The 20,305-nt window shown below is 50.5% G+C and carries 19 protein-coding genes and 1 riboswitch; of the genes, 2 read left to right on the top strand and 17 right to left on the bottom strand.

Annotated features, from left to right (window positions below):
• Positions 1–93: 93 nt before the first annotated feature.
• The 4 genes from ACYUJT_RS16020 to ACYUJT_RS16005 form a co-directional block, all read right to left on the bottom strand.
• Entirely contained in the window at positions 94–1,128 is a 1,035-nt protein-coding gene (locus ACYUJT_RS16020) for an HAAS signaling domain-containing protein (protein WP_460323945.1), read from the bottom strand.
• A gap of 20 nt (positions 1,129–1,148) precedes the next feature.
• Positions 1,149–1,487 (bottom strand): PadR family transcriptional regulator, encoded by a 339-nt coding sequence (locus ACYUJT_RS16015; RefSeq protein WP_460323943.1) that lies wholly within the window; start codon positions 1,485–1,487, stop codon positions 1,149–1,151.
• A 113-nt stretch (positions 1,488–1,600) separates the two neighbouring features.
• Entirely contained in the window at positions 1,601–2,527 is a 927-nt protein-coding gene (locus tag ACYUJT_RS16010; RefSeq protein WP_460324197.1) for a sigma-70 family RNA polymerase sigma factor, read from the bottom strand.
• 87 nt (positions 2,528–2,614) lie between these two features.
• Complete coding sequence (locus tag ACYUJT_RS16005) at positions 2,615–3,067, bottom strand: carboxymuconolactone decarboxylase family protein (RefSeq protein WP_460323941.1); 453 nt, start codon at positions 3,065–3,067, stop codon at positions 2,615–2,617.
• 134 nt (positions 3,068–3,201) lie between these two features.
• Here ACYUJT_RS16005 and ACYUJT_RS16000 point away from each other — a divergent pair, with 134 nt between their 5' ends.
• Positions 3,202–3,564 (top strand): DUF423 domain-containing protein, encoded by a 363-nt coding sequence (locus tag ACYUJT_RS16000; protein ID WP_460323939.1) that lies wholly within the window; start codon positions 3,202–3,204, stop codon positions 3,562–3,564.
• Here ACYUJT_RS16000 and ACYUJT_RS15995 read toward each other — a convergent pair.
• From ACYUJT_RS15995 to ACYUJT_RS15945, 11 genes are all read right to left on the bottom strand, one after another.
• The gene (locus tag ACYUJT_RS15995) at positions 3,542–4,261 is read right to left on the bottom strand and encodes an ECF transporter S component (RefSeq protein ID WP_460323937.1); all 720 of its coding nucleotides are present in this window, start codon (positions 4,259–4,261) and stop codon (positions 3,542–3,544) included. The genes ACYUJT_RS16000 and ACYUJT_RS15995 overlap by 23 nt on opposite strands.
• Positions 4,249–5,973, bottom strand: coding sequence for an ABC transporter ATP-binding protein (locus tag ACYUJT_RS15990; protein ID WP_460323935.1), 1,725 nt, complete (start codon positions 5,971–5,973; stop codon positions 4,249–4,251). Before ACYUJT_RS15990 ends, ACYUJT_RS15995 begins: the two co-directional genes overlap by 13 nt.
• The gene (locus ACYUJT_RS15985; RefSeq protein ID WP_460324196.1) at positions 5,946–6,833 is read right to left on the bottom strand and encodes an energy-coupling factor transporter transmembrane component T; all 888 of its coding nucleotides are present in this window, start codon (positions 6,831–6,833) and stop codon (positions 5,946–5,948) included. The genes ACYUJT_RS15990 and ACYUJT_RS15985 overlap by 28 nt, the downstream gene beginning before the upstream one ends.
• A gap of 1 nt (position 6,834) precedes the next feature.
• Complete coding sequence (locus ACYUJT_RS15980) at positions 6,835–7,779, bottom strand: DUF4430 domain-containing protein (RefSeq protein WP_460323933.1); 945 nt, start codon at positions 7,777–7,779, stop codon at positions 6,835–6,837.
• A 74-nt stretch (positions 7,780–7,853) separates the two neighbouring features.
• The gene (locus tag ACYUJT_RS15975) at positions 7,854–10,214 is read right to left on the bottom strand and encodes an S-layer homology domain-containing protein (RefSeq protein WP_460323931.1); all 2,361 of its coding nucleotides are present in this window, start codon (positions 10,212–10,214) and stop codon (positions 7,854–7,856) included.
• 117 nt (positions 10,215–10,331) lie between these two features.
• The gene (locus ACYUJT_RS15970) at positions 10,332–12,104 is read right to left on the bottom strand and encodes a DUF4430 domain-containing protein (protein ID WP_460323929.1); all 1,773 of its coding nucleotides are present in this window, start codon (positions 12,102–12,104) and stop codon (positions 10,332–10,334) included.
• A gap of 173 nt (positions 12,105–12,277) precedes the next feature.
• Positions 12,278–12,475: riboswitch (cobalamin riboswitch) on the bottom strand.
• A gap of 63 nt (positions 12,476–12,538) precedes the next feature.
• Positions 12,539–13,603: an acyltransferase family protein gene (locus tag ACYUJT_RS15965; protein ID WP_460323927.1), complete on the bottom strand. Its 1,065-nt coding sequence runs from the start codon at positions 13,601–13,603 to the stop codon at positions 12,539–12,541.
• Between the two features lie 170 nt (positions 13,604–13,773).
• Entirely contained in the window at positions 13,774–15,069 is a 1,296-nt protein-coding gene (locus ACYUJT_RS15960) for a glycosyltransferase family 2 protein (protein ID WP_460323925.1), read from the bottom strand.
• The gene (locus ACYUJT_RS15955) at positions 15,062–15,214 is read right to left on the bottom strand and encodes a hypothetical protein (protein WP_460324209.1); all 153 of its coding nucleotides are present in this window, start codon (positions 15,212–15,214) and stop codon (positions 15,062–15,064) included. Before ACYUJT_RS15955 ends, ACYUJT_RS15960 begins: the two co-directional genes overlap by 8 nt.
• Before the next feature lie 45 nt (positions 15,215–15,259).
• The gene (locus ACYUJT_RS15950) at positions 15,260–16,135 is read right to left on the bottom strand and encodes a diguanylate cyclase domain-containing protein (RefSeq protein ID WP_460323923.1); all 876 of its coding nucleotides are present in this window, start codon (positions 16,133–16,135) and stop codon (positions 15,260–15,262) included.
• Positions 16,136–16,346: 211 nt separating this feature from the next.
• Complete coding sequence (locus ACYUJT_RS15945) at positions 16,347–17,501, bottom strand: glycosyl hydrolase family 8 (protein WP_460323921.1); 1,155 nt, start codon at positions 17,499–17,501, stop codon at positions 16,347–16,349.
• A 171-nt stretch (positions 17,502–17,672) separates the two neighbouring features.
• Here ACYUJT_RS15945 and ACYUJT_RS15940 point away from each other — a divergent pair, with 171 nt between their 5' ends.
• On the top strand, positions 17,673–18,734 hold the full coding sequence (locus tag ACYUJT_RS15940; protein ID WP_460323919.1) for an endonuclease/exonuclease/phosphatase family protein: 1,062 nt from the start codon (positions 17,673–17,675) through the stop codon (positions 18,732–18,734).
• A gap of 53 nt (positions 18,735–18,787) precedes the next feature.
• On the opposite strand, the gene ACYUJT_RS15935 is transcribed toward ACYUJT_RS15940, so the two are convergent.
• A complete protein-coding gene (locus tag ACYUJT_RS15935) occupies positions 18,788–19,027 on the bottom strand; it encodes a hypothetical protein (RefSeq protein ID WP_460323917.1) in 240 nt (79 codons plus the stop codon).
• Positions 19,028–19,091: 64 nt separating this feature from the next.
• Positions 19,092–20,162 carry a dual-specificity RNA methyltransferase RlmN gene (gene rlmN / locus ACYUJT_RS15930; protein WP_460323915.1) on the bottom strand — a complete coding sequence of 357 codons (1,071 nt, stop codon included), beginning with the start codon at positions 20,160–20,162 and terminating at the stop codon, positions 19,092–19,094.
• Between the last annotated feature and the right edge of the window lie 143 nt (positions 20,163–20,305).

Here is a 20,305-nt window from a genome sequence, read left to right as displayed (position 1 = left end):
AGTACGTACGCTAACCTTTACCCCAATGGGAGTCCCGACAAACAAAGTATTAACCTTGCATGCCGGGTTGTTCCAGATACAAGCGCTGAACCCTTAATGATGCTTAACGTTCCCCGCCGCGCTCTTATGAATCGGATACACCTTCAAGCATACCGTCACCACATCAATCACAGTCACGATGGCTACGATAGATACAAACCAGTTGCCCCCACTGTTCCAGATCGATTCAACCCATTCGAACGCCTCACTGCCCGGAGTCAAAATGCTTAACTGCACCAATTGTTCTATGAAGAAGGGGTTCCAGATGCCAGAGTCTTTAAACATAATGACCAACAATATAAGAAGAGCGGCATTAAATGCCATATGAGACAGCATTACGCCCCGCGTCCATTTGCCGAAAATCATCTTGACCGATTCCTTCATGATGCTAAGCGCCGTAAGTCCCCAGATAAGCGGCAAATACCTGGCGAAGTTCTCTACATTGAATATGGGCACGATCTCTCTGAGGCCTTCCCGAAAAACGCCCACTCCGATCAACTCTACCGAGAACGTAAACAGTACGGCGAATAATACGGAGAAAGTAATCCCCACAATAGGCTCACTGCGCTTAATGAGCAGCCTGCGGTCAGGAATCTCGGGCAGGTCAGCAAGAGACCATTCCCGCTTGTTTTTGTTCAAATCCTTCGGCTTCACGCCAGCGTATTCAATAATGGCAAAGGACACAGTCACCCAAGCGAAGCCTTGCGCACCGATTGTTATGATCGATACGATATAGGAAATAAAATGCTGAAGTATCTCCGCTGGCGTAATGAGGGCTTGAACGGCGAAGCTGACCGTAAGGCCGATGCCAATAGAGATCAGGACAATTCGCAGTACCGAGATATAAGCGTCGAAAAATCCGGGACCAATCAAATATCTTGGCCGAGCCCGGTATTGATCCGCCAGCTTCTGCGGACTTCCCAGCTTCCGGAGCACCGCCTCGATGTCGGCATCCGACACCGGTTGTCCCTGCACGCGTTCATCCAGCATGTCTTCAATCAAGCCCTGCAGCTCCTGCTCAATATCCCCTCTTTGCCCTTCGGGCAGCTTCTGTGTTACGGCATAAATATATCTTTGAACATAATCCACAGGTCACTCCTCCTCAAAATTCAACTCAAATCAAGCAAGCTTTCCACGCTGCGATTCAATTCACGCCATTCCGCGCTCAGCCTCCGGTATACCTCGGTCCCGAATTCGCTCCGCCGGTAATATTTCCGCGGCCGGCTCTCCGTCGTATCCCACTCACTGTCCAGCAGCCCCTGCTTCTCCAATCTTCTGAGCAAAGGATACAGCGTACCGGCGTCAATAGACATGCCCTTCTCTTCCAAAATGATCACGAGCGAATATCCATATTGAGGCTCTGACAGCTGGCTCAGCACGCCGATAATGATCGTACCCCGCCGGAGCTCCTGCAGCAGCCCATTCACGACCTCTTGAATGTCAGTCATCTTATCAACTCCTGCTCTCAATATACTGTATGGCACACACTATTGTAAAGTGCATAATATTATTGGATTTATATCCTCATAAAAAAAGCATGAGCAAGATCCAAGGATCTTACTCATGCAAGTACATGATTCAATTTATGGGGATTGAGCAGCAAATATAAATTTTGGATGCGGTTCGCTTCACTTCCCAATTGGAAGCATAATATGCCCTTCAATTGGCCTTCTTTCGTAAAGATGAGATTCACTTCTCCGTTTACCTCTGTCAAAACAGCTTGCCACCTGCGCAATTCCTTAAACGTTTTAGGTGAAGTCAATAAAGCCAGCACACGCCTCCGGCTTGTAATCGGAAAAATAGCGGAACGGGTGTAACCGCCCCCGTCGGTGATCATTACTGCGTCTTCAGCCAACAGTTCCAGCAGTTCCTCCATTTGGTATTGCTCGAAAGCGGCAATAAACCGCTCGATCAGTTTTCTTTTGTTCCCCTGATCAGAAGCCCCATGGTCGTCAATCCTGATCTCCTCCGAATTGAGGCTCTGCTTGGCCCTGCTGAATATTTTGCGGCAATTGCTCTCCGATTTGCCCAGCATCTCTGAAATCGCAGGATAGTCATACTGAAACACTTCCCGAAGAAGATAGACCGCCCGCTCCATCGGAGTAAGGCGCTCAAGCATGACCAGATAGGCATAAGAAATCATGTCTTGCCGCTCCAGTGTCCGCTCGGGAGAGTCGTAATCAGCAACGAGAGGCTCGGGGAGCCATTCTCCGACATATACTTCCCTCTGCTTGCGTGCCGATTTCAATACGTTCAGACTGCGATTGGTAATTCCCTTTGCCAAATAGGCTTTGATATCTCGAATTTCTGTTATATCCTTGGATTGCATCTCCGTGAACCAGTCCTGAACCACATCCTCGGCATCAGATATCACGCCCAGCATCCGATATGCGATGGAAAAGGCATATGTCCGATAATTACGATACAAAGTATCGATGTCCGTCCGGGCTCGCACGGTGCGAGCATCCACATCCTCCGATGGTTTCACCAAGCGCGCACCTCCTCCTTCCAACGCCAAAAAGAAGCCAGGACGGCTTCCTTTCGGGATTTCCTCTTCTCTTTTTATATTACCATTTTATGACTTAAAGCATCCAGGGAAAAGTCCTGATGAAATGGCCAGGCGATTCCAGCTGTTAATCGTATTTATCGCTATCAATAAGTCCACATACTCGCTCTCGTTAAAAAACTCCCTCACCTTGTCATAGACCGGCTGCGGCACTCCCTCATGCGAAATATTCGTCACGCATTCCGTCAGCTCCAGAGCGGCCTGCTCCTGATCCGTGAACAAGTGTGGGACTTCCCGCCATACGCTGAGCAGCAAAATCCGGTCGGCATGGTCCCCCATCGCCATCAAATCTTTAGCATGCATATCCAGGCAATAGGCGCATCCATTGATTTGGGACGCACGAAGCTTAATCAATTCATTCGTGACGGGAGCCACGCTGCTCTCCCTGGTGTACTTCTCCAATGTGGACATCGCTTGATACGCTGCCGGGTTAGCCTTCTGAAAATTTAATCTTAGACTCATTAGTCCATCTCTCCCTCATTATGTGATATAGAGTAGACAAATGAGCCTCCGATTTTGTGACACCATCTCCCCTTCCTTGAATTGACGCCTTTGCGTGTAATGGCTACTATTTGGAGTGGGAGGTGTTTATATCCATGACGACATTATTGCTGCTCGGAGCGGGCATGATGTTCCTGGCCGTTGCTTTAGGGGCGTTCGGAGCCCATGCATTGAAGAAGAAGCTGTCCGAGGATATGATGAAAATTTATCAAACCGGAATCCAGTACCACATCGCTCATGGGCTCGGTTTGCTGCTGTTAGGCTTGATTTCTGCGCAGACTGAATCGGCGTCACTGATTGTGCTGGCCGGCTGGTTCCTGTTCGCGGGCATCATCCTGTTCTCAGGCAGCTTGTACGCACTAAGCCTGACAGGCATCCGCAAGCTAGGGGCGATTACGCCGCTGGGCGGCGTGGCCTTCCTGATCGGCTGGGTAATTACGGCGATCGCGGTGGTTTAATCGGCGAGTCCTCCGGGTTCAGCAAGCCATACTTCGACTTAACCCGGGTAAGGATTCGCATCCATACCCCGGAGAATAGCGTAAGAAAGAAGACATTCGACAGCGCGTGGGCCAAATCAAAGTAGAAGCTGGCTATATAAGCCGATACGAAGACCGGCCAGGACAATTGATCATAGAAGCCGATCAGGAACCATAAATTCATAATCCAGCCAAACACAAACCCCCATAGGAAGCCGAAGAGGTTTCTGCCCCACATCCGTTTCATCCATAAAGTGTCCTTAAGCAGCCCTGCCGTAAACCCGATCATTCCCCAGCAGAACATCTGCCACGGCGTCCATGGCCCTTGGCCCAGAAATATATTCGACACGACGGCAGCGATGCTGCCCACCAGAAATCCCGTCTCAGCTCCAAAGGCAAGCGCCGCCATAATAATGACAAAAGACGTCGGCTGCACACTGGGGAGCGGTGCAAACGGCACTCTGCTTACGGCAGCGATAGCTCCCAGCATCGCGACAAGCAGTATTTCCTCGGCGCGCAGCTTTTTTCTCTCGAAGCGGATAAAAAAGGGGATGATCGCTAGCCCAATAATCAAGAAGCTGAGCGGTAGATAATACTCCTCAAACCATAACACGGCAGCCAGCAGAACAATCACTGTAATTATGCTGCCGACATAGACCAAGCGTTTTATTTTCCCCATGGCATCCCTATATCCTTCATCGTAATAGCTGCGGGGAAGAAATCGCCTGCCGTGCGGTGAATGATTGTCGTGTAAAAATAATTGTCCCGCAAAAAGTTCCTTGTCTCGTCTACCGCAACCAGCTTGCCGTCAAACAGCAGCCCACAGCGGGTCGCATAATTGGCCGCAAATTCGATGTCATGGCTGACCATCAATATGGTTGTGCCCTTTTCGCGGATGGCTTCAAGCTGCGCCGCCAGCTTCATTTTGGAAGTGGGATCAAGCCCTTTCGTCGGCTCGTCGAGCAGCAGCAATCGCGGCTCCGCAAGCAGGACGAGCATCAGCGCTGCCTTTTGCTGCTGTCCGCCGCTGAGGTCCAACGGATGCTTGTCCAGCGATCCCTTCAGCTCAAACAGCTCCAGTAATTCATCTAACCGCTCCTGCCTGCTAACGGCAAACGTTGGGTCCTGTCGGTTCCCCTTTCCTGAACTTTGCTCCAGCCTTTCGATTCGATCCTTGAACTGCGCCTTCAATGTATCCCGTGTAAAGTAAAGCAGCGGATTTTGGGCCACGTAGCCGATGATACGGCTTCTCTCGGCGGTACTGCTGCGCAATAAAGATTTTCCCTCCAAAAAAATGTTCCCGCGCTGCGGCTTCCTAGCGCCCGCGATTTGGTACAGGAGCGTGGACTTGCCGGAGCCGTTCCCGCCGAATAAAGTGAAAAATTCCCCCTGCTGAATATGCAGCGAACAGCCCTTCAACACGAGAGGCGCATGTTTTTCATAAGTAAAAAACAGCTCCCTGCATTCCAAAAGAGGACTTGGCGTATCGATAGATGCTGATGACGCTTCTGATGATGATTTAGCCTGGTTTGCCGGTGCCTTAGTATACTGGCTGATCCATTGCCGCCCCTCCCTGACGGTAAGCGGAATGGGTTCCTCTGTCATCCTCCGGGCATCCTCACCGCCAGCCCCCAGAAATAATCGGCTGACAGCGGGCAGATATGGGATGAAAAATTCATCCTGATCGTTCCAAATCCTGCGGATGACTTCTTGCGGAGCACCAGTGTAAGCCACCTCCCCCGCCTTAAGCATGACAACCTGGGTGGATAAGGGAAAGAGCTCCTCGACTCTATGCTCGCTAATGATGATGGTGATGGACAATTCCTCGTTAATCCGAGCCAGCAGCTGAATGAACTCCTTGGCGGCAATCGGGTCGAGCTGTGCCGTCGGCTCATCCAGCAGCAGTACTTTGGGCCGTAAAGACATAACGGAAGCCAGGCTCAGAAGCTGCTTCTGGCCTCCCGACAGCTCATGCACCCCCAGCTGCAGCCAGCCTTCCATACCAAAGAACTGAACGAGTTCGCCGATTCTGCGCTGAATCTGCTCCGTAGCATAGCCCAAGTTCTCCATCGCGAAGGTAAGCTCCTGCCATACCGTATTCATAACGATCTGATTGTCCGGATCCTGGAAGACCATCCCAATTTCTTCGATGGAATGCCTTGCTTCCAAGTCGTCCAGCAGATTTCCCCGGTACCGTATTTCTCCCTGCCGATGTCCTTCCGGCCTAATCTCCCGCTTCAGCTGGCGAAGCAGCGTCGTCTTTCCCGATCCCGATGGTCCGCATAATAATACGAAGTCTCCCTCTTCAACGGTGATATTTATATTCGCCAGCATCGCTTCCGATGCTTCCGGGTATTTGAAGCTTACATGTTCGATCTGATATAGCGCCAATGCAGCCACTCCTTCCCATTCATCGCAAGGGGAATCGCCAGGAATACAGCATAACTAAGCAAATGAATTCCCAGCTGAGACGACCACTGCAATGCCTGCAGCCGAGGATATACCTCATAATGGTTTACACCAAACAACGCACCGATCACGATATTCAGCCCCGTTATGATCATAGTCCACAGCACAAGCTTGTCCCGGCGATCCATCCGGTAGACCGTACCACTGCTTCTTCGCCCGATTCCATAGCCCCTTGCCCTCATGGAGCCGGCGGTCTGCAGCGCTTCCTCCAATGACCAGCCGACGAGCGTATGCATCGTCTCCATCCCCTCCCGCATCAGATGCTTCTTGCTTCCTCTGGGCTGCAAATAACCCATGACCCTCTGAATCGTCATAATTTGCTGCAGTCTGCGGGTCAGCAAAGGGACGAAGCGAAGCGTTACAGTAATCACAAAGGCCGTCCGCGGTGCGTATGGTGTAAGCAGATACAACAGCTTGTCCGGTGTCACGACCAAATTAAAGGCGATGAAGACAAGCAGCATGTTAAGCAGTGATAGGGCAAATATCGCGCCATACACGATGGCTTCCATCGTAACAGGGCGATCCCAGACGTAGAACAGGATCGTGGCACCCCGGCTGGAGAACAACGGATTCGAAATAAATATGACAAAGGCGATGAGTAAGTAGCCTTTAATTACTTTTTTCAACGCTCTCCCCCCATCGAGAGAGAAGAGGAGTACTACAATGCATATGAAAGACACCAGCGAATATACGGGATGCTGAAACATCATGCAGGCTCCCAGTAATACAAGGAAATATAGCATGCTTAATTGTGGATGCAGCCCTGTAAACCCATATACCATATCAGCTCTTCCCATCCCATAACCCGTCCTCTGCGCCAGCGCCCAGATCTTTGCCCAAATCTTCCGTGTACAGCCACCGAATGTCATCCCCGGGACTCAGCGGCCAAATCCCCGCGCTTCGGTTCGGGAATTTGCCATTTACGCTGTACATCCAGCCGCTGCCCGAGCCTTTATCGAATTCATATAAATTATCTATGCCCTGGACATAGGCCGTCGCTCCGCTTCCGGTATACTCCATTTGCAGCTTTTGGCTGCGGGTAGTCTTCTTCAATACATCCAGTACGGACTTGGAATCGCCGATGTCTACCTCGGTCGTTCCCATAATCGTGCCGATATCCGGCGGTCCAACGATGGTTAACGTTACGGAACCGCCAGAGCCAGCGGCTGCATCCGTGGCACTATCTTTGCCAGGCAACGCGCCGGAACCCGGGGGCGTAGAGGATATGGCCGCTCCCGAACCGCTCTGAACTGGCTGAGGCTTAACGCCCTCAGCATCATCGAACTTCTTTCCTTCACCGGCCTGTTTGCCGGCGTTAGGCTGCACCGCTCCGTCGGGAAGGGCTGTAGATGACTCTTCAGCCTTCGCAGCCAATTCACCAGCCGTGCCCTGCGCAGCGCCACTGTCGCCGGATTCAGCGAGCGGTGTCGCTTCTTTGCCCCCAGGCTGTAAAACTGAAGACGGCTCATCTCTGTCCGGTACCGTCTCTTGCGGCGATCCGGCCCCCCCGCTCTCCGTACCGGAATTCCCAGAGTCTGCTTTGGCAGAATGATCCTCATTACGGGACACTTCGATAGATGAATTACCAGATGCATCACCAACCGAACCAATCCGCTCCGAACGATCGCCTCCGTAGAACCATACCGCAGCCAGCACGATAGCGATAATGGCCAACAGCCCGAAAAATTTGTTTCTATTCTGCCATAATGTCCTGCTCCATTTCGGCATATGCCCACCCCAAGCTATGATAATCGTATAAATAGGGAAAGAAGGAGGCTTAAGTCTCCTTCTCCCAGTTAATGCTATGGATTAAGCATGGCATGCATTTTCACGATCACGACAGCAGCCATTTCTCTAGTGACTTGCTCATGCGGCCGGAAATAGTCGCCGTCTCCCGACATGAGCCCGGATTGAACAGCCGAATCCACATAAGCGGCAGCCCAATTAGATACTTGCTCACGGTCTTTGAGAATGCGGTTCGAGGTTGTGCTATCCCCTGCATTTGGCAGCAATTGCCCTTGCATGCGCACAAGAATCGTAGCCATTTCCTGTCTTGTAATTTGCTGATTCGGTCCGAATTGGCTTTCGTTCAAACCGGAAATCATGCCTTTCTCCTTAGCCGCAGCTACATATCCGGCGTACCAGGAGTCTTGGCTGACATCCTTGAAGCCCGCCGCATTCCCAGACGGCTGTTCGCCTGCCAGCTTGACGACCAGCACCGCGAATTCCGCACGGGTCAAACCACGCTTCGGCTCAAACTGCGGCGTCGCCGCTCCCGTACCTGCCATCAAGCCCAGCTCAGTTGCTTGTTCAACCGCTCCCTTGGCCCATGCAGATATGGAGGCTTGATCGCCGTAGACAACTGGAGCCGGCTCAGAGACGGCAGTTTGTATATCGGACATATCAAATAACGTGCTTTGCTTCTTCAGCATCCGTTCATACGCGCCAAGTGCCATTAGCCCCTGGTGGGTTGCCATATAATCGCTGGCTCCTCCTGCCGTATGGGCGAACCCGCCATCCTTGTTCACATATGCTTGCAGCGCTGTAAGCAGATCGCCGCCGCTCTTCACGAACCGCTGATCATCCAGCGGGATATTATGGCTGGACAGAGCAATAATCACCTGCGAAATGCTCTCGCTCGCTTCTACACCCCACGCTTTAAAGCCGCCGCTTGCCAACTGCTGCTGCGACAGCCAGGCCAGCGCGTTTTCCGCAGCCGCTTTAACCTCTTTGCGGTCCTGATATTTCGCCAAGGCTTGCAGCGCCATGGCCGTCATATCGATATCGCTTTGGCCGTTGGACTCTTTACTGATCGGGAATCCGCCATCGGAATTCTGCTGCTGCAGCACCGCAGCGACCAGCTTATCCCGCGTCCACAGCGCATCGTTTGGAATATCAGCCTTGGCTGCATCCAGAGACAGCAAGGCGAATACGAGTCCGTTCGTGCCTTGATTCGTCATGCGCGCATTGTTGTAGATTTTCTCCAGCAAATCTGTCCCGGCCACGCTGCGCGGATCCTTCCCGATTGCGGTGACGGCCAGTACCATGCGTTCATAGTCTGTCACTAAGCGGAATTCGCCGTTCTTCTCACGAACATGGCTCTCGAGTACCGAATAATATTCCGCAGGCACTTGCTTGCCGGAGCGAGCCAGCGCTAAAGCGTCCCAATCGTTAAAATTATCATGCTTAGCGAAGCTGCGATTGTTCAAAATCCAGTTCGAAGCATTAGCAATCGCCGCCTTAATGCGCTCCAGGGAAGCCGCTTGCTGCTCCGGCGTTGCCACTGCTACCTGTCCTAAAGCTCCTTCGGCCACGCCGATGCCAGCAGGACCGCCAGCTCCAGGCGCCCCGGCACCCGGTGCTCCGTTTCCGGCGTCTTCTTCTTCAAGATCTTTGCCGAGGTTCGTAGTATAACGCCAGCGAAGAACATCGCCGTTCTGCAGCGTATACAGTCCTGCGCTGTAATTTGGAAATACCCCATTTACCTGATACATCCAGCCGCTCAACGGCCCTTTGTCAAACTCGCCTAAACCGTTTATCGCTTGTACATAAAGGGTAGCATCAGAACCAATGTAATTCATAGAAATACCGCGCCCTTGCAGTACTCTCTTTAGGACTGTAAATGCGGTATCTCCATCCTGGAGCGTAACTGCCATAGACGAAACAATGTTTCCTTCGCCAATCGTATGTTTCTCTACAGACAAAGTAATTGAACGGGTAGCCGGTGGAGTTACTACGCCGCCCCCGTCACCCGGGTTACCACCAGTGCCAGGCGTGCCACCCCCATTGCCGGGAGCTCCGCCATTTCCTGGATTGGTACCTCCGTTGCCAGGATTACCGCCCTGTCCAGGAGTATCCTTAGTTTTCAAGTCGTAAGCAATAAACTCCGTAAAATGCGTCGTCTTGATGACTAAATCGCCATGATCATCCGCATAGGCATAAACTGCATCCTGTCTTACCGAAGAATCGTTGTATTTCGGAATTGGATTAAAGCTTCCATCGCTGCCGACCCAGCCGGCATGCCTGCTGCCTTGCCCAATCAGCTTCAAAGTTACATGACGGCTGAAATCAATTCTGTCACTGCCGCCTACCTTCACACGAATTGCAATCTGAGTAAGTTCCTCATTCGTTAAGGACAACTTGTCGTTTACCTTACTGATCAACGTACCATCCGTGGTGCTCAGCTTGCTAGGCAGTTGAATTTGGCGGTTCCAGCCTAATGAGCGGACCTCGGTATCCGGTGCAATATCGAAATACGTACTGTCCGTAACTGAAGTTACCTACGGCAATTGCGCTCTAGTGAACTCAAGGATGACCTTGTCTTCCGTCAACGGGTCTCCATATGACCCGTTCTCGAAATGGGTCTCGCCGTCCGGAACATAAATAATCCGTTCGTGAACCGGCCCAGCGGAAGCTGGAACAACGACACTCACCGTCTCGCTTTCGCTCTGCCCGGCTAAAGCCCCAGCCAATGCCTGTACGGTAATTATGCCTTCAGCAGCTTGACCTGCAAAAGCAATGTTAGCTTGCTGGTTGTTGCTCATGGTTACGCCAGCAACCTGCAGCCCTGTTGTGCCGGTGTCGATAAGCCAATAATTTACCTGCCCTGCAGCTGGCGTAAACGTATCCCCTACCAGCTTGATTTCAATCGCAGGGTTCGAGGCTCCATGACTAATTTCCAGCGCTGCCGCCGATATGCTGGCCCAGCGGCTGTAATAGAAATGGACCTGATCGCCGGGCTGAATGACATATTCGCCCGCTCCGACCCAAGGAGCAACCCCATTGACGGTGTACATCCAGCCGTCCCAGCCGCCCAAAGTTCCTGCGACTTGTCCGCCAATCTCCGTGACGTAAGCATTGCTCCCGCTGCCCGTAATGCTGTAACTAATCGGCGGCACAGCGGTATCAAGACCCTGCTTCATAACATCAAGCGCCGTAACTTCCCCGCCGTTCGGTGATACTGTGACTATCTGAGAAGCGTAAAGCTCGCTGTCCATTCCGGTCACTTGCAGCTGTGCCGATATGCTAGGCTGAACCGGCGCAGCTTCAGCAATACGATACCATGTCGATTGCCCATGCTGGATGTCGAGCAGCGCAATAAGCGCCTGCTCTGTAGACATGCTGTTCATTCTCGCATCGGCAGCTTTCCATTTGAAGGAGCCGTCAGCCATCTGGAACAGCGCGTATGCATCCAATACCGAATGGCCGTTCTTGATCCATTCGGAGGATAGTGCATCGTCGCTTACGGCCACTAGACCAGAGACCGTAGTAGACAGACTGTTCGAGTTGTCACCGGAGCCCCATGTTCCAGGTGAGTTAAACCCGCCATTATCGAGCTGCCGCTGCTTCAACAGCTCCTTTGCGCGCTGAATGGCGCTGTCCACTGCGCTTTGCCCCTGATAATTGCCAAGCGCCAGCAGCGCCATGCCGGTCATATCCGTATCGCCGGACGACCCGGTTGGCGTTAACCCGAACCCGCCGTCCGCGTACTGGCAAGACAGCAAATAGTCTAGAGCCTTTTTCGCCGCCGCATCATCCCATGTGCCTACGTTTGCACCGAGCTTGACTCCGGCATCCAAGGCAAGCATGGCCCAGATGTGCTTGTTAACGCCGCCGATCGCCCCCGTAGCGGGGTTCTGCTGCGCAGCAAGCTCAGCCCATAAATTTCGATCCGTCTCCCAAGCATGCGCTGGATCTTTCCCCATAGCCAGCAGCCCAAATATGTATCTGATATGCTCGGTACCCGTGTTATTTGCCGCCAAATTAGGCGCTGTCGTCTCCCAGGAAGGCAGTCTCCATTTTCCATCCTGCAGATCTGCTCCTGCACCCCATATAGCCACGAGCTCCCACCAGGACTCGATTCGTTTCGTCGAGCTAGCATCACTATACTGCTTGGCATAGTAATCCATGGTGCTCGCAATCATACTGTTCAACTGAGTGTTGTTTGCCCCTCCTGCCGCCTTGGCGAGCTGAGGATTTACTAGAGACAACAACAGCACGAAGCTCATCCATACGGGCAAGCTTCTCTTCATCCCATTCTTCCAACTGTTCAACGTCCGCTCTCCTTTACCATTGTTTTTTGTGGACAACAAAAAAACACCTTTCCCGTAGAGAAAGATGTTCCTGAAGATTTGTCCGTGTAACACTATACACACTCGGCCGCTCCAATGACTAAGCATGACGGCAGCAGCACGAATAAACATCTCCATCTCATCCTCGTGAGAAATCACAGAGCTCTTACACGGCAGGTCTCCTGGCTTCGCATCATCGCTTCAACTATCCCCTTCCCGTTGATGATCAACAGTGGTTTTACGATAGTCAGCTCCGCGTTACAGTGGCGGGACCGCGTCGAATTTTCATCGAACTTCCCTATTAAGCTGCTTCATAATAAATTATGGGCAGCACCGTATAAGTAAAATATTAAATTGGTTGATTCCGGGTTATTGTATCAGACTTCACGGGATTAGACAAAGGTTTTTCTGCCTTGCTATCGCGAAAACGGCAATTGAGCCGACGTGTCGTTGGAGTTGTTCTTGCCCAGCCGCTTCTTCAAATAACTCGTTAGCCTCAGCTCGATAAGTTGGTAGGATAGATGCGACACTACAATAGAAATGATCAGCGATAATGCAGCGTATACGGCAAATGCCAACCAAGGCTGATGAACAAGCATGCTCAGCTTGGGGATCACTCTTTTGAGCGGAAACATAACCATCGTATGCCACATATACAGACTGTAGCTGATTTTCCCCAAATATTGCATCGGGCGAAGCTGCAAAAACCGGGACATTAACCCGTGCTCCCGCAAAATGGACTGAAAGAAAAAATAGCTAATAATTAACGGAATCAATATATACACATGCCTGGCGTTATAGTGATAGCACATATATAGGAGCCCGAATAATATTATCCCGTTCAGATACAAAGCTCTCCTGTAAGGATACACCCTGCGCAGAAACGACTCTGTAAAATAAGAGGCGATACCCACGACAAAGAACAGCATGTCCGGGTGATAGTATATGAGCATCGCACTAACTAGCAGCATAATGCCTAAAAGAATAGATTTAACAAATACAGGAAGCGACTTCCTGCGATAAATGATGTAAATCAGGCCCGCCATGAGATAGAACGCCATTTCATAGCTTAATGACCAGGCTACGATTTGGGCAATAGGCAGGGGAAATACGCCTGGCAGCAGCAGCAGGTTGGAGAAAAAATGAACCGTATAGCTGGCAAAACCGATATTGTCCATCCATTTATAGCCGATCCACGGCCCTGCCGCAAATATGAGAATATGAATTAGCAAAAACACCGGATAAATCCGAAGGATTCGGTTCAAAGCGAATTTCCTTACCGTCCCGTGCCGAAGCAGCGTCTGCGTAATGAGATAGCCGCTGATGACGAAAAACAGATTAACGGAAATCGGACCAGCATAATTGATGAAATAACTCCAATGACTGCGAGGATACTCCCTTAAGTACCCCTCAAGGATCGACGAGCCGTAAATATGAAAAATGACTACCGAGATTGCAAGCCAACCCCGAAGCCCTGTCAACGTAGTATTTATCTTCTTCATACTAGTACATTACCATAGAAGGTCTTGATAATTGAATGGCTATACGGACGATTCTAAAAAAAAGTGCATGAAATCATTGAAGAGGCCACCCCCATGCACCTTAGCATGGGAGCGGCCTCAGTTTCTTGTTAATAGATTTAAATTGCAGACTAATCAAATCGCTGCGTCTTATACCACTTGCTTTCCCTATGCATGATCTTATCCATAATCATGTTATAAGAGGCACGGAGCGAAATGACCAGGAAGAGCTGTGCGTATGTGAAATACGTAATACAGGACAAGACAAAATTGCGGACGTTGCTCTGCCCGATATCGGAAGCCAGTGCCAGGTTGATCTGCAGCACATACAAATAATACATCAGCGCCCAGGCGATAATCAGGTAAATGTACACATCGCCCTCAAACTGGAAGGGAGACAACACCTCCGGCTTAAATAGAGCGATCAGCCAATAAGCAATGTTCACGACAATAATGAGGTCGGAGATAACGATCGTAATCAGAAACCAGAAATAACTGGCCGTAAAGAAAAGCACATGCAGCTTGATGCGCCAGCTCGAAGGCTTGAACAAGTGGTGGAAATTATCCAGTACCACCTGATAATTCCCTTTGGCCCATCGTTCGCGCTGCTTCATATATACGGAAAGCTGCTCAGGCTCCTGCTGATAAGCCTCGGCTTGCGGGGCAAGCGCAATGAGCTGGCCTCTTGAGAGGATTTCAAACGAAATGGCCGTATCTTCGGTAAGCGCCTGCTCGTCCCAACCGCCGATTTCTTTGATTAGTGATGTTTTGACAATAAAATTCGTGCCCGGAATCGTCCCCAGCTTGAACAGCTCCCACATGCCGGTATGCAGCACTCTCTGCATCGTCACCAGCTCCAGGTTAATGCATCTAGATAAGAAGTTTTGGCCCCGGTTCCGGGCTTTGTTACGGCCAAATACAGCCCCGTACAACTCCGGCTCCTCCATCGCTTTCTGCACGAGAAAGAGCAGCGAATTTTTCTCCGGCGCAGCGTCCGCGTCAAAAATGCAAATCCACTCTCCGGTGGCATGCTCCAGCGCATCATTCAAGGCGCCCGACTTGCCGCCCGTTCCTTTGCGCTCCATAATGAAGAAGTCCCGATGCTGGTACTGGGGCTGTGCCTTAAGTGCCTTTAGCCGCCCTGCCGTATTATCCGTGCAGTTATCCGCCACGACGATAAACTGTATTTTATGCTCGGGATAGTTCAGATGGAGAACATGCCTCGCTGTTGCCGCGATGACGAGCTCTTCGTTATGAGCCGGAACCATCACGGTTACCGTAGGGAAGCCTTCCAAATCGGTAGGCATTACCAAAGGCGTTGTGCTCTGCCGCCATACAAAGCGAATGGCCCCGATCATGATGATGATCGATTGGAACACGGCGATCCAGATGCTAACCATACACAGAATCAACAATAAATCAGCCACTGAATTTCCCCCGATCATACTTTTTATTCACTCTGGCCCGGAACACCAGGGTAGCAGCCGTCAGAATCACAACAGTCACCGCGAATATGAAGCTAACTCCAGTACATAATGGAATGAACCAGTCGATGTACGACGCCATAAGCAAATCCTGCCACCTCCCTCCCGCATCCGGGGTAATCCGTCTAGCAAATCATATGTACTCCCCAATCAAATCCGTCTCGGTATGTCTCTCTAGTGCAGCGATGACCGCATCGATATCCTTATACTTGCTGAACTGATCCTTCTGGAACGCGATCGCTCCCGCACGAATGACGAGCTTAAGGGGATGCCCCTTTTTATCCAGGAAATGAACGTCCATCAGGGCCAGCTTGATCCGATCCGTCATCGCTTGCAGAAATTCATGGTTGGTCATCGGGCACAAAATGATAAACCTGCCCTGTTCCAGGGAAAATTTATAATCCTCATAACGGATCTGAGTCTGAATAATATTCGATAGCTCCAGCAGAAGCAGAGCATAACGCTGCGAACCAAGCGATTCCTGCACCAGGGATAGAAAATCGATTTTGAACATCGCCATACAGAAGCTGTAGTGATCCGAATACCTGTTGGCCAAATTGGACTGCTTGACGACAATTTCGGCCAGCGCCTCTTTGTTGCCCAGCGCCGTATCCAGATCAACCTGCGGTGTAAGCTGCTCCAGCTCCTCCAAGCGCTGGATGACGACTTTGCTGCGAATCAGCGCCGACTTGATCACAGCAGCAATGCCGATATTAGCCGGAATAAGCAAAATCCACGAGAATGCCAAAACATCCAGGCGCGCATAAGTCGCTAACCATACAAAATAACTGACGAGGAACACGAACACCCCAACGACGGATACCCCAAGCGGAAGAATCAGCCCGATTAGCAGCGCCGCCAAGGCCACCATGCTAAATGCGAATTCCGCCCCGGAGTAGCTCTGTTCAAGATAAACATTGAGAAAGACGAGAAACTGCTGTACGATCGCCACCAAAATAAGCAGGATATAGCCCCAGGCAATGCGATGTGTCGGTATCTTGGCCCTCATAATTAACCATCCTTCTATGTTGTGATCGGCCCATGGGAAGTTCTCGCAGACAGTCCATGGATGTAAAAAAATAGGCAATTCCCATATGAGCTCATACGAGAAGTGCCCGTGGCACAGCAGTATATAAAATATGGAACTAACGGATATTTCGATCTTTTCATACTATATTCTACAAACTGAATCTGTACACTTTCTGAACAATTACCCTAAATTAAGGATTTTGTAAAGCTGTCTCGGCAAGCAATGGAAGAATATTATCGAAAAAGTGGGTGTTCTTACTAAACACATACCCGCCAGAATATGATTCGTCCCTATTTTTAAAAGAAATCATTTGTTTGTTCAACTGCTTAGCCCATTCCTTATCTCCGCATTCCAAGGCCAGCAGTATGGCAAGGCCGTACACCGAAGGGGATTCATAAGAGACCTCTGCCGTCCGGGTTGCCCGGTTATAGCGTCCTTTGATGGTTTTTTGCTGGCGGAGCTCATTTTTCAAGAAAGAGATAAGGGCGGTCGGCTTCTTGCCCATCTCTGCACGGTGAATGCCTATAATTAATTGATCGATAAGATTAACATGGCCATCGAATGCATACTTCCGCTGTTGAACATCGAAGGTTACTGGATAGAACACGCCGTCATCCGGCATTTCGGATAGCAAACGAACGTATTGCTCGTAAGTGCCTGAATCGATAAGCTGGTGATCCTTCATTAGCTTAAGCACACCTATATCCACATAAGCCAGGCTCAGCGTCGTTGGAGATTCATCCCTCGCGAAATCATGGAAGTCGACGAAGTAGCCTTCATTCTGCCCGTACATCTGCAGCGTATCCGAGATTTCTCTTGCTGTAGCCAAATATTCGTCCTTCTTCCAAAGCCGTGATGCCTCCAGCAGACTGCCGATAATACGAAAATCATCACCGAGCGCATTCGTATTTACCTTCACCCGGCCATCTGACTCTACCTTCCAGACAATATAGTTCTCCGACGTCAAAAATCGGCTATTCAGAACTTGGTAGCTGCGCTCAAACAACGTTTGATTCCGCTTCTTTACGGCATATTGCATCCAAAATCCCAACGACTCGGAAAGCGCCTCGCGCCCAGCCACGATATCCGGATCGGTTGAGGTTCCCGGCTTTAAATAGGTGGCTATAGTTCCATTCGCATTCGTCATATGCTTCGTAATGAACTTCTCTGTGGATGAGCCTGTATTCTTCACGGCCTCCTCCTTGGAATACGCGCCGACGGCAGCGGATAATCCTAATACAACTATCGTTAATACAATCAGCAGCTTTGTCCAGCTATAGCGCCGTACGGTCATTATTCTCACCTTCTCGCGTTTGGGTACAAAATCCTTTTTAGCCAATTTCACTATAACCAATGACCTAAATCTTGGATTTCCACTTTCATTCTATCCTATATTCTCTAAACACGCTGTAAGTATTTATAACTAAGTCTGGAACCTCATCTGACTTCATGGTAAGTTTTCAGTAGTATGAAGAGGAATGGCATAAATACATAGAAATAACGAGGAGGAGAAGCAGTGGCAAAACGCTGGAGACTGTGGATTGGTATGGCCGCTCTGCTGCCTGTGTTGATCATCGGCGGTTTTTTGCTCTATATTACGATAACAGACTATAAGCCTGATGAAGTGACCCCGTTGAATGTGCAGCGGAACCAGGAGCGGAAGCTGAAGCCCGGCGAGGCGTTTACGATTACTACCTTCAATATCGGGTATGCGGGTCTCGACAAGGATCAGGATTTCTTCATGGATGGAGGAAGGCAATCCCGCTCCCGCAGCGAAGCACAGACAAAGGCGAATATGGACGCCATCGCTGCGTTCATGACCGAAGCCGCTTCCGACATATTCCTTCTACAGGAGGTGGATATAGCTGCTTCCCGCAGCTATCATCTGAATGAAGCCGGCTACTTGACGGGCCAGCTGCCTGGCTACGGCCATACATTTGCACTGAATTACAAGGTGCCATGGGTTCCGGTTCCCCTTTTTAAACCTATGGGATCCGTAAACAGCGGCCTATTAACGCTGGCAGCAGTGCATAGCACGAGTGCCCGTAGGCTCGATTTGCCGGGCAAGGAGAGCTGGCCGCGCCAGCAGCTTGATTTAGACCGGGCCTATATGGAGATCCGGCTCCCTGTAGACAACGGACGGGAATTGGTTCTCGTTAATTTGCATCTATCCGCCTTTGACGAAGGGGGACGAATTCGCCAGCAGCAATTGGACTATTTGTTGAACTATCTTAAGACCGAGCAGAAGCAGGGCAATTATATCATATTGGGAGGAGACTGGAACCACTCCTTGCCGGGTACGGACCCCGGTGCATTCCCGGCATCCCAACCCTGGCCCGAATGGCTGCAGAAATTCCCGGACGACTTCCGCCCCGACGGCTTTAAATGGGCCGTGGACCCAGAAACACCGACCGTCCGTACGCTGGATATCCCTTATCAGGACGGCGTGAACTTTCTTGCGATTATCGACGGCTTTCTCGTGTCTCCTAACATCGGGGTGGTGTCGGTACAAGGCCATGAGCTTGGTTTTGCACACAGCGACCATAACCCGGTCTCAGTGACCCTCACTTTGGAGTAACCCGGAGCATACAAAAAAACTCTCCTTAGAAAGGAGAGTCTTGATGGTCATATTTAAATCAGTGCGATCGCGAGCAGCGTGAACAGGCTTAACGTCAGAATCTGATTGCCGTAAAATCCCGGGCGAAATGCCGAGGTTCTGACGACGCCCCTAGCATCGGGACGCAAATAAACATTTTGGTAGTCTACATTCGTAATTGTCCCTGTATACCACTGTCCGCCGGTAGTCAGAATGCGAACCCTCTTATCTTTGCAGTGCAAACAAGTATAATAGGTTTCAACCACAACCCTCATCCTCCTTTTTAGGTCACATATTAGTCTATGAGGAGAATGAGGGACGGTAACGGCATAGGTCTACTTATGATATTCTTCTGTCCTTCTTAATTTGCTTGCTCCGCAGTTGGCCGCAGGCCGCATCGATGTCCGTACCGTGCTCCAGGCGAACGCTGCAGTTGATTTGCTGCTTCTTCATCACATCGTAGAAGGCCAGGATCGACTCCTTGCGGCTTCTCTGGTACTGGCCGTGTTCATCGACCGGATTATATGGAATGAGGTTGACTGTGACCCCGTTTCGGCGGTCGCCAATCAGTTCGGCAAGTTCCTGAGCATGCTCCGTTCCATCGTTAACGTCTCTTAGCAAAATGTATTCCAAGGTAACCTTCCGATTCGATTTTGCCAAATAGTAATCTATCGCCTCCATCAGCTCTTCGATCGGGATGGCCTTGTTGATCTTCATGATGCGCGTCCGCAGCTCATTGTTGGGGGCATGCAGTGAAATCGCCAGATTGACCTTCAGGTCGGAATCGGCAAACTCAATAATTTTGCCCGCGAGGCCGCTTGTGGATACGGTAATGCGCCGCGGCCCGATAGCCAAGCCCTTGTGATCCTTCACCGTACGAATAAAGTTGGATACATTCGTAAAGTTATCAAACGGCTCGCCGATGCCCATAATCACAATATGGCTTACCCGCTCCTCTTGTCCGGCTTGATCCAAATGGAACTGTACTTTCATAATTTGTTCCACGATCTCGGCACTCGTTAAATCACGGCTCTTCTTCAACAAGCCGCTCGCGCAGAAGCTGCAGCCGATATTGCAGCCGACCTGAGTAGTAACGCAGACGGAAAGACCGAATTTATGCCGCATTAAGACCGTCTCGATCAGGTTGCCATCCGCCAGTTTAAAGAGGAACTTAACCGTTCCGTCCGCAGATTGCTGCTTCACCTGCTCCGTCAGTGTCTCCATCACGAAATGCTCTTCCAGCAATGCAAGAACCTCCGGTTTGACGTCATTCATATCTGCAAAGCTGTGTACCCGCTTACGGTAAAGCCAATCCCATACCTGGAGCGCGCGTGATTTTCTGTGTCCCCGCTCCTCCAGCCAGGCGACTAGCTGATCTAGCGTAAATCCATAAATGGATGATGTATTCATAATATTTATCCTCTTTTCAGAACTTCAAATTCTGTTTATTATTGTCCCAAATTTTTTTTATGAAAACAAGGCTCTATTAATGAGAAATATATCCGAAAGTGTAACTTTGTGAGCCTGTTAACGTCTACATAGTTAAATGGACG

The organism is Paenibacillus sp. YSY-4.3 (assembly GCF_054767475.1).
This window is presented reverse-complemented; position numbering and strand designations above follow the sequence as displayed.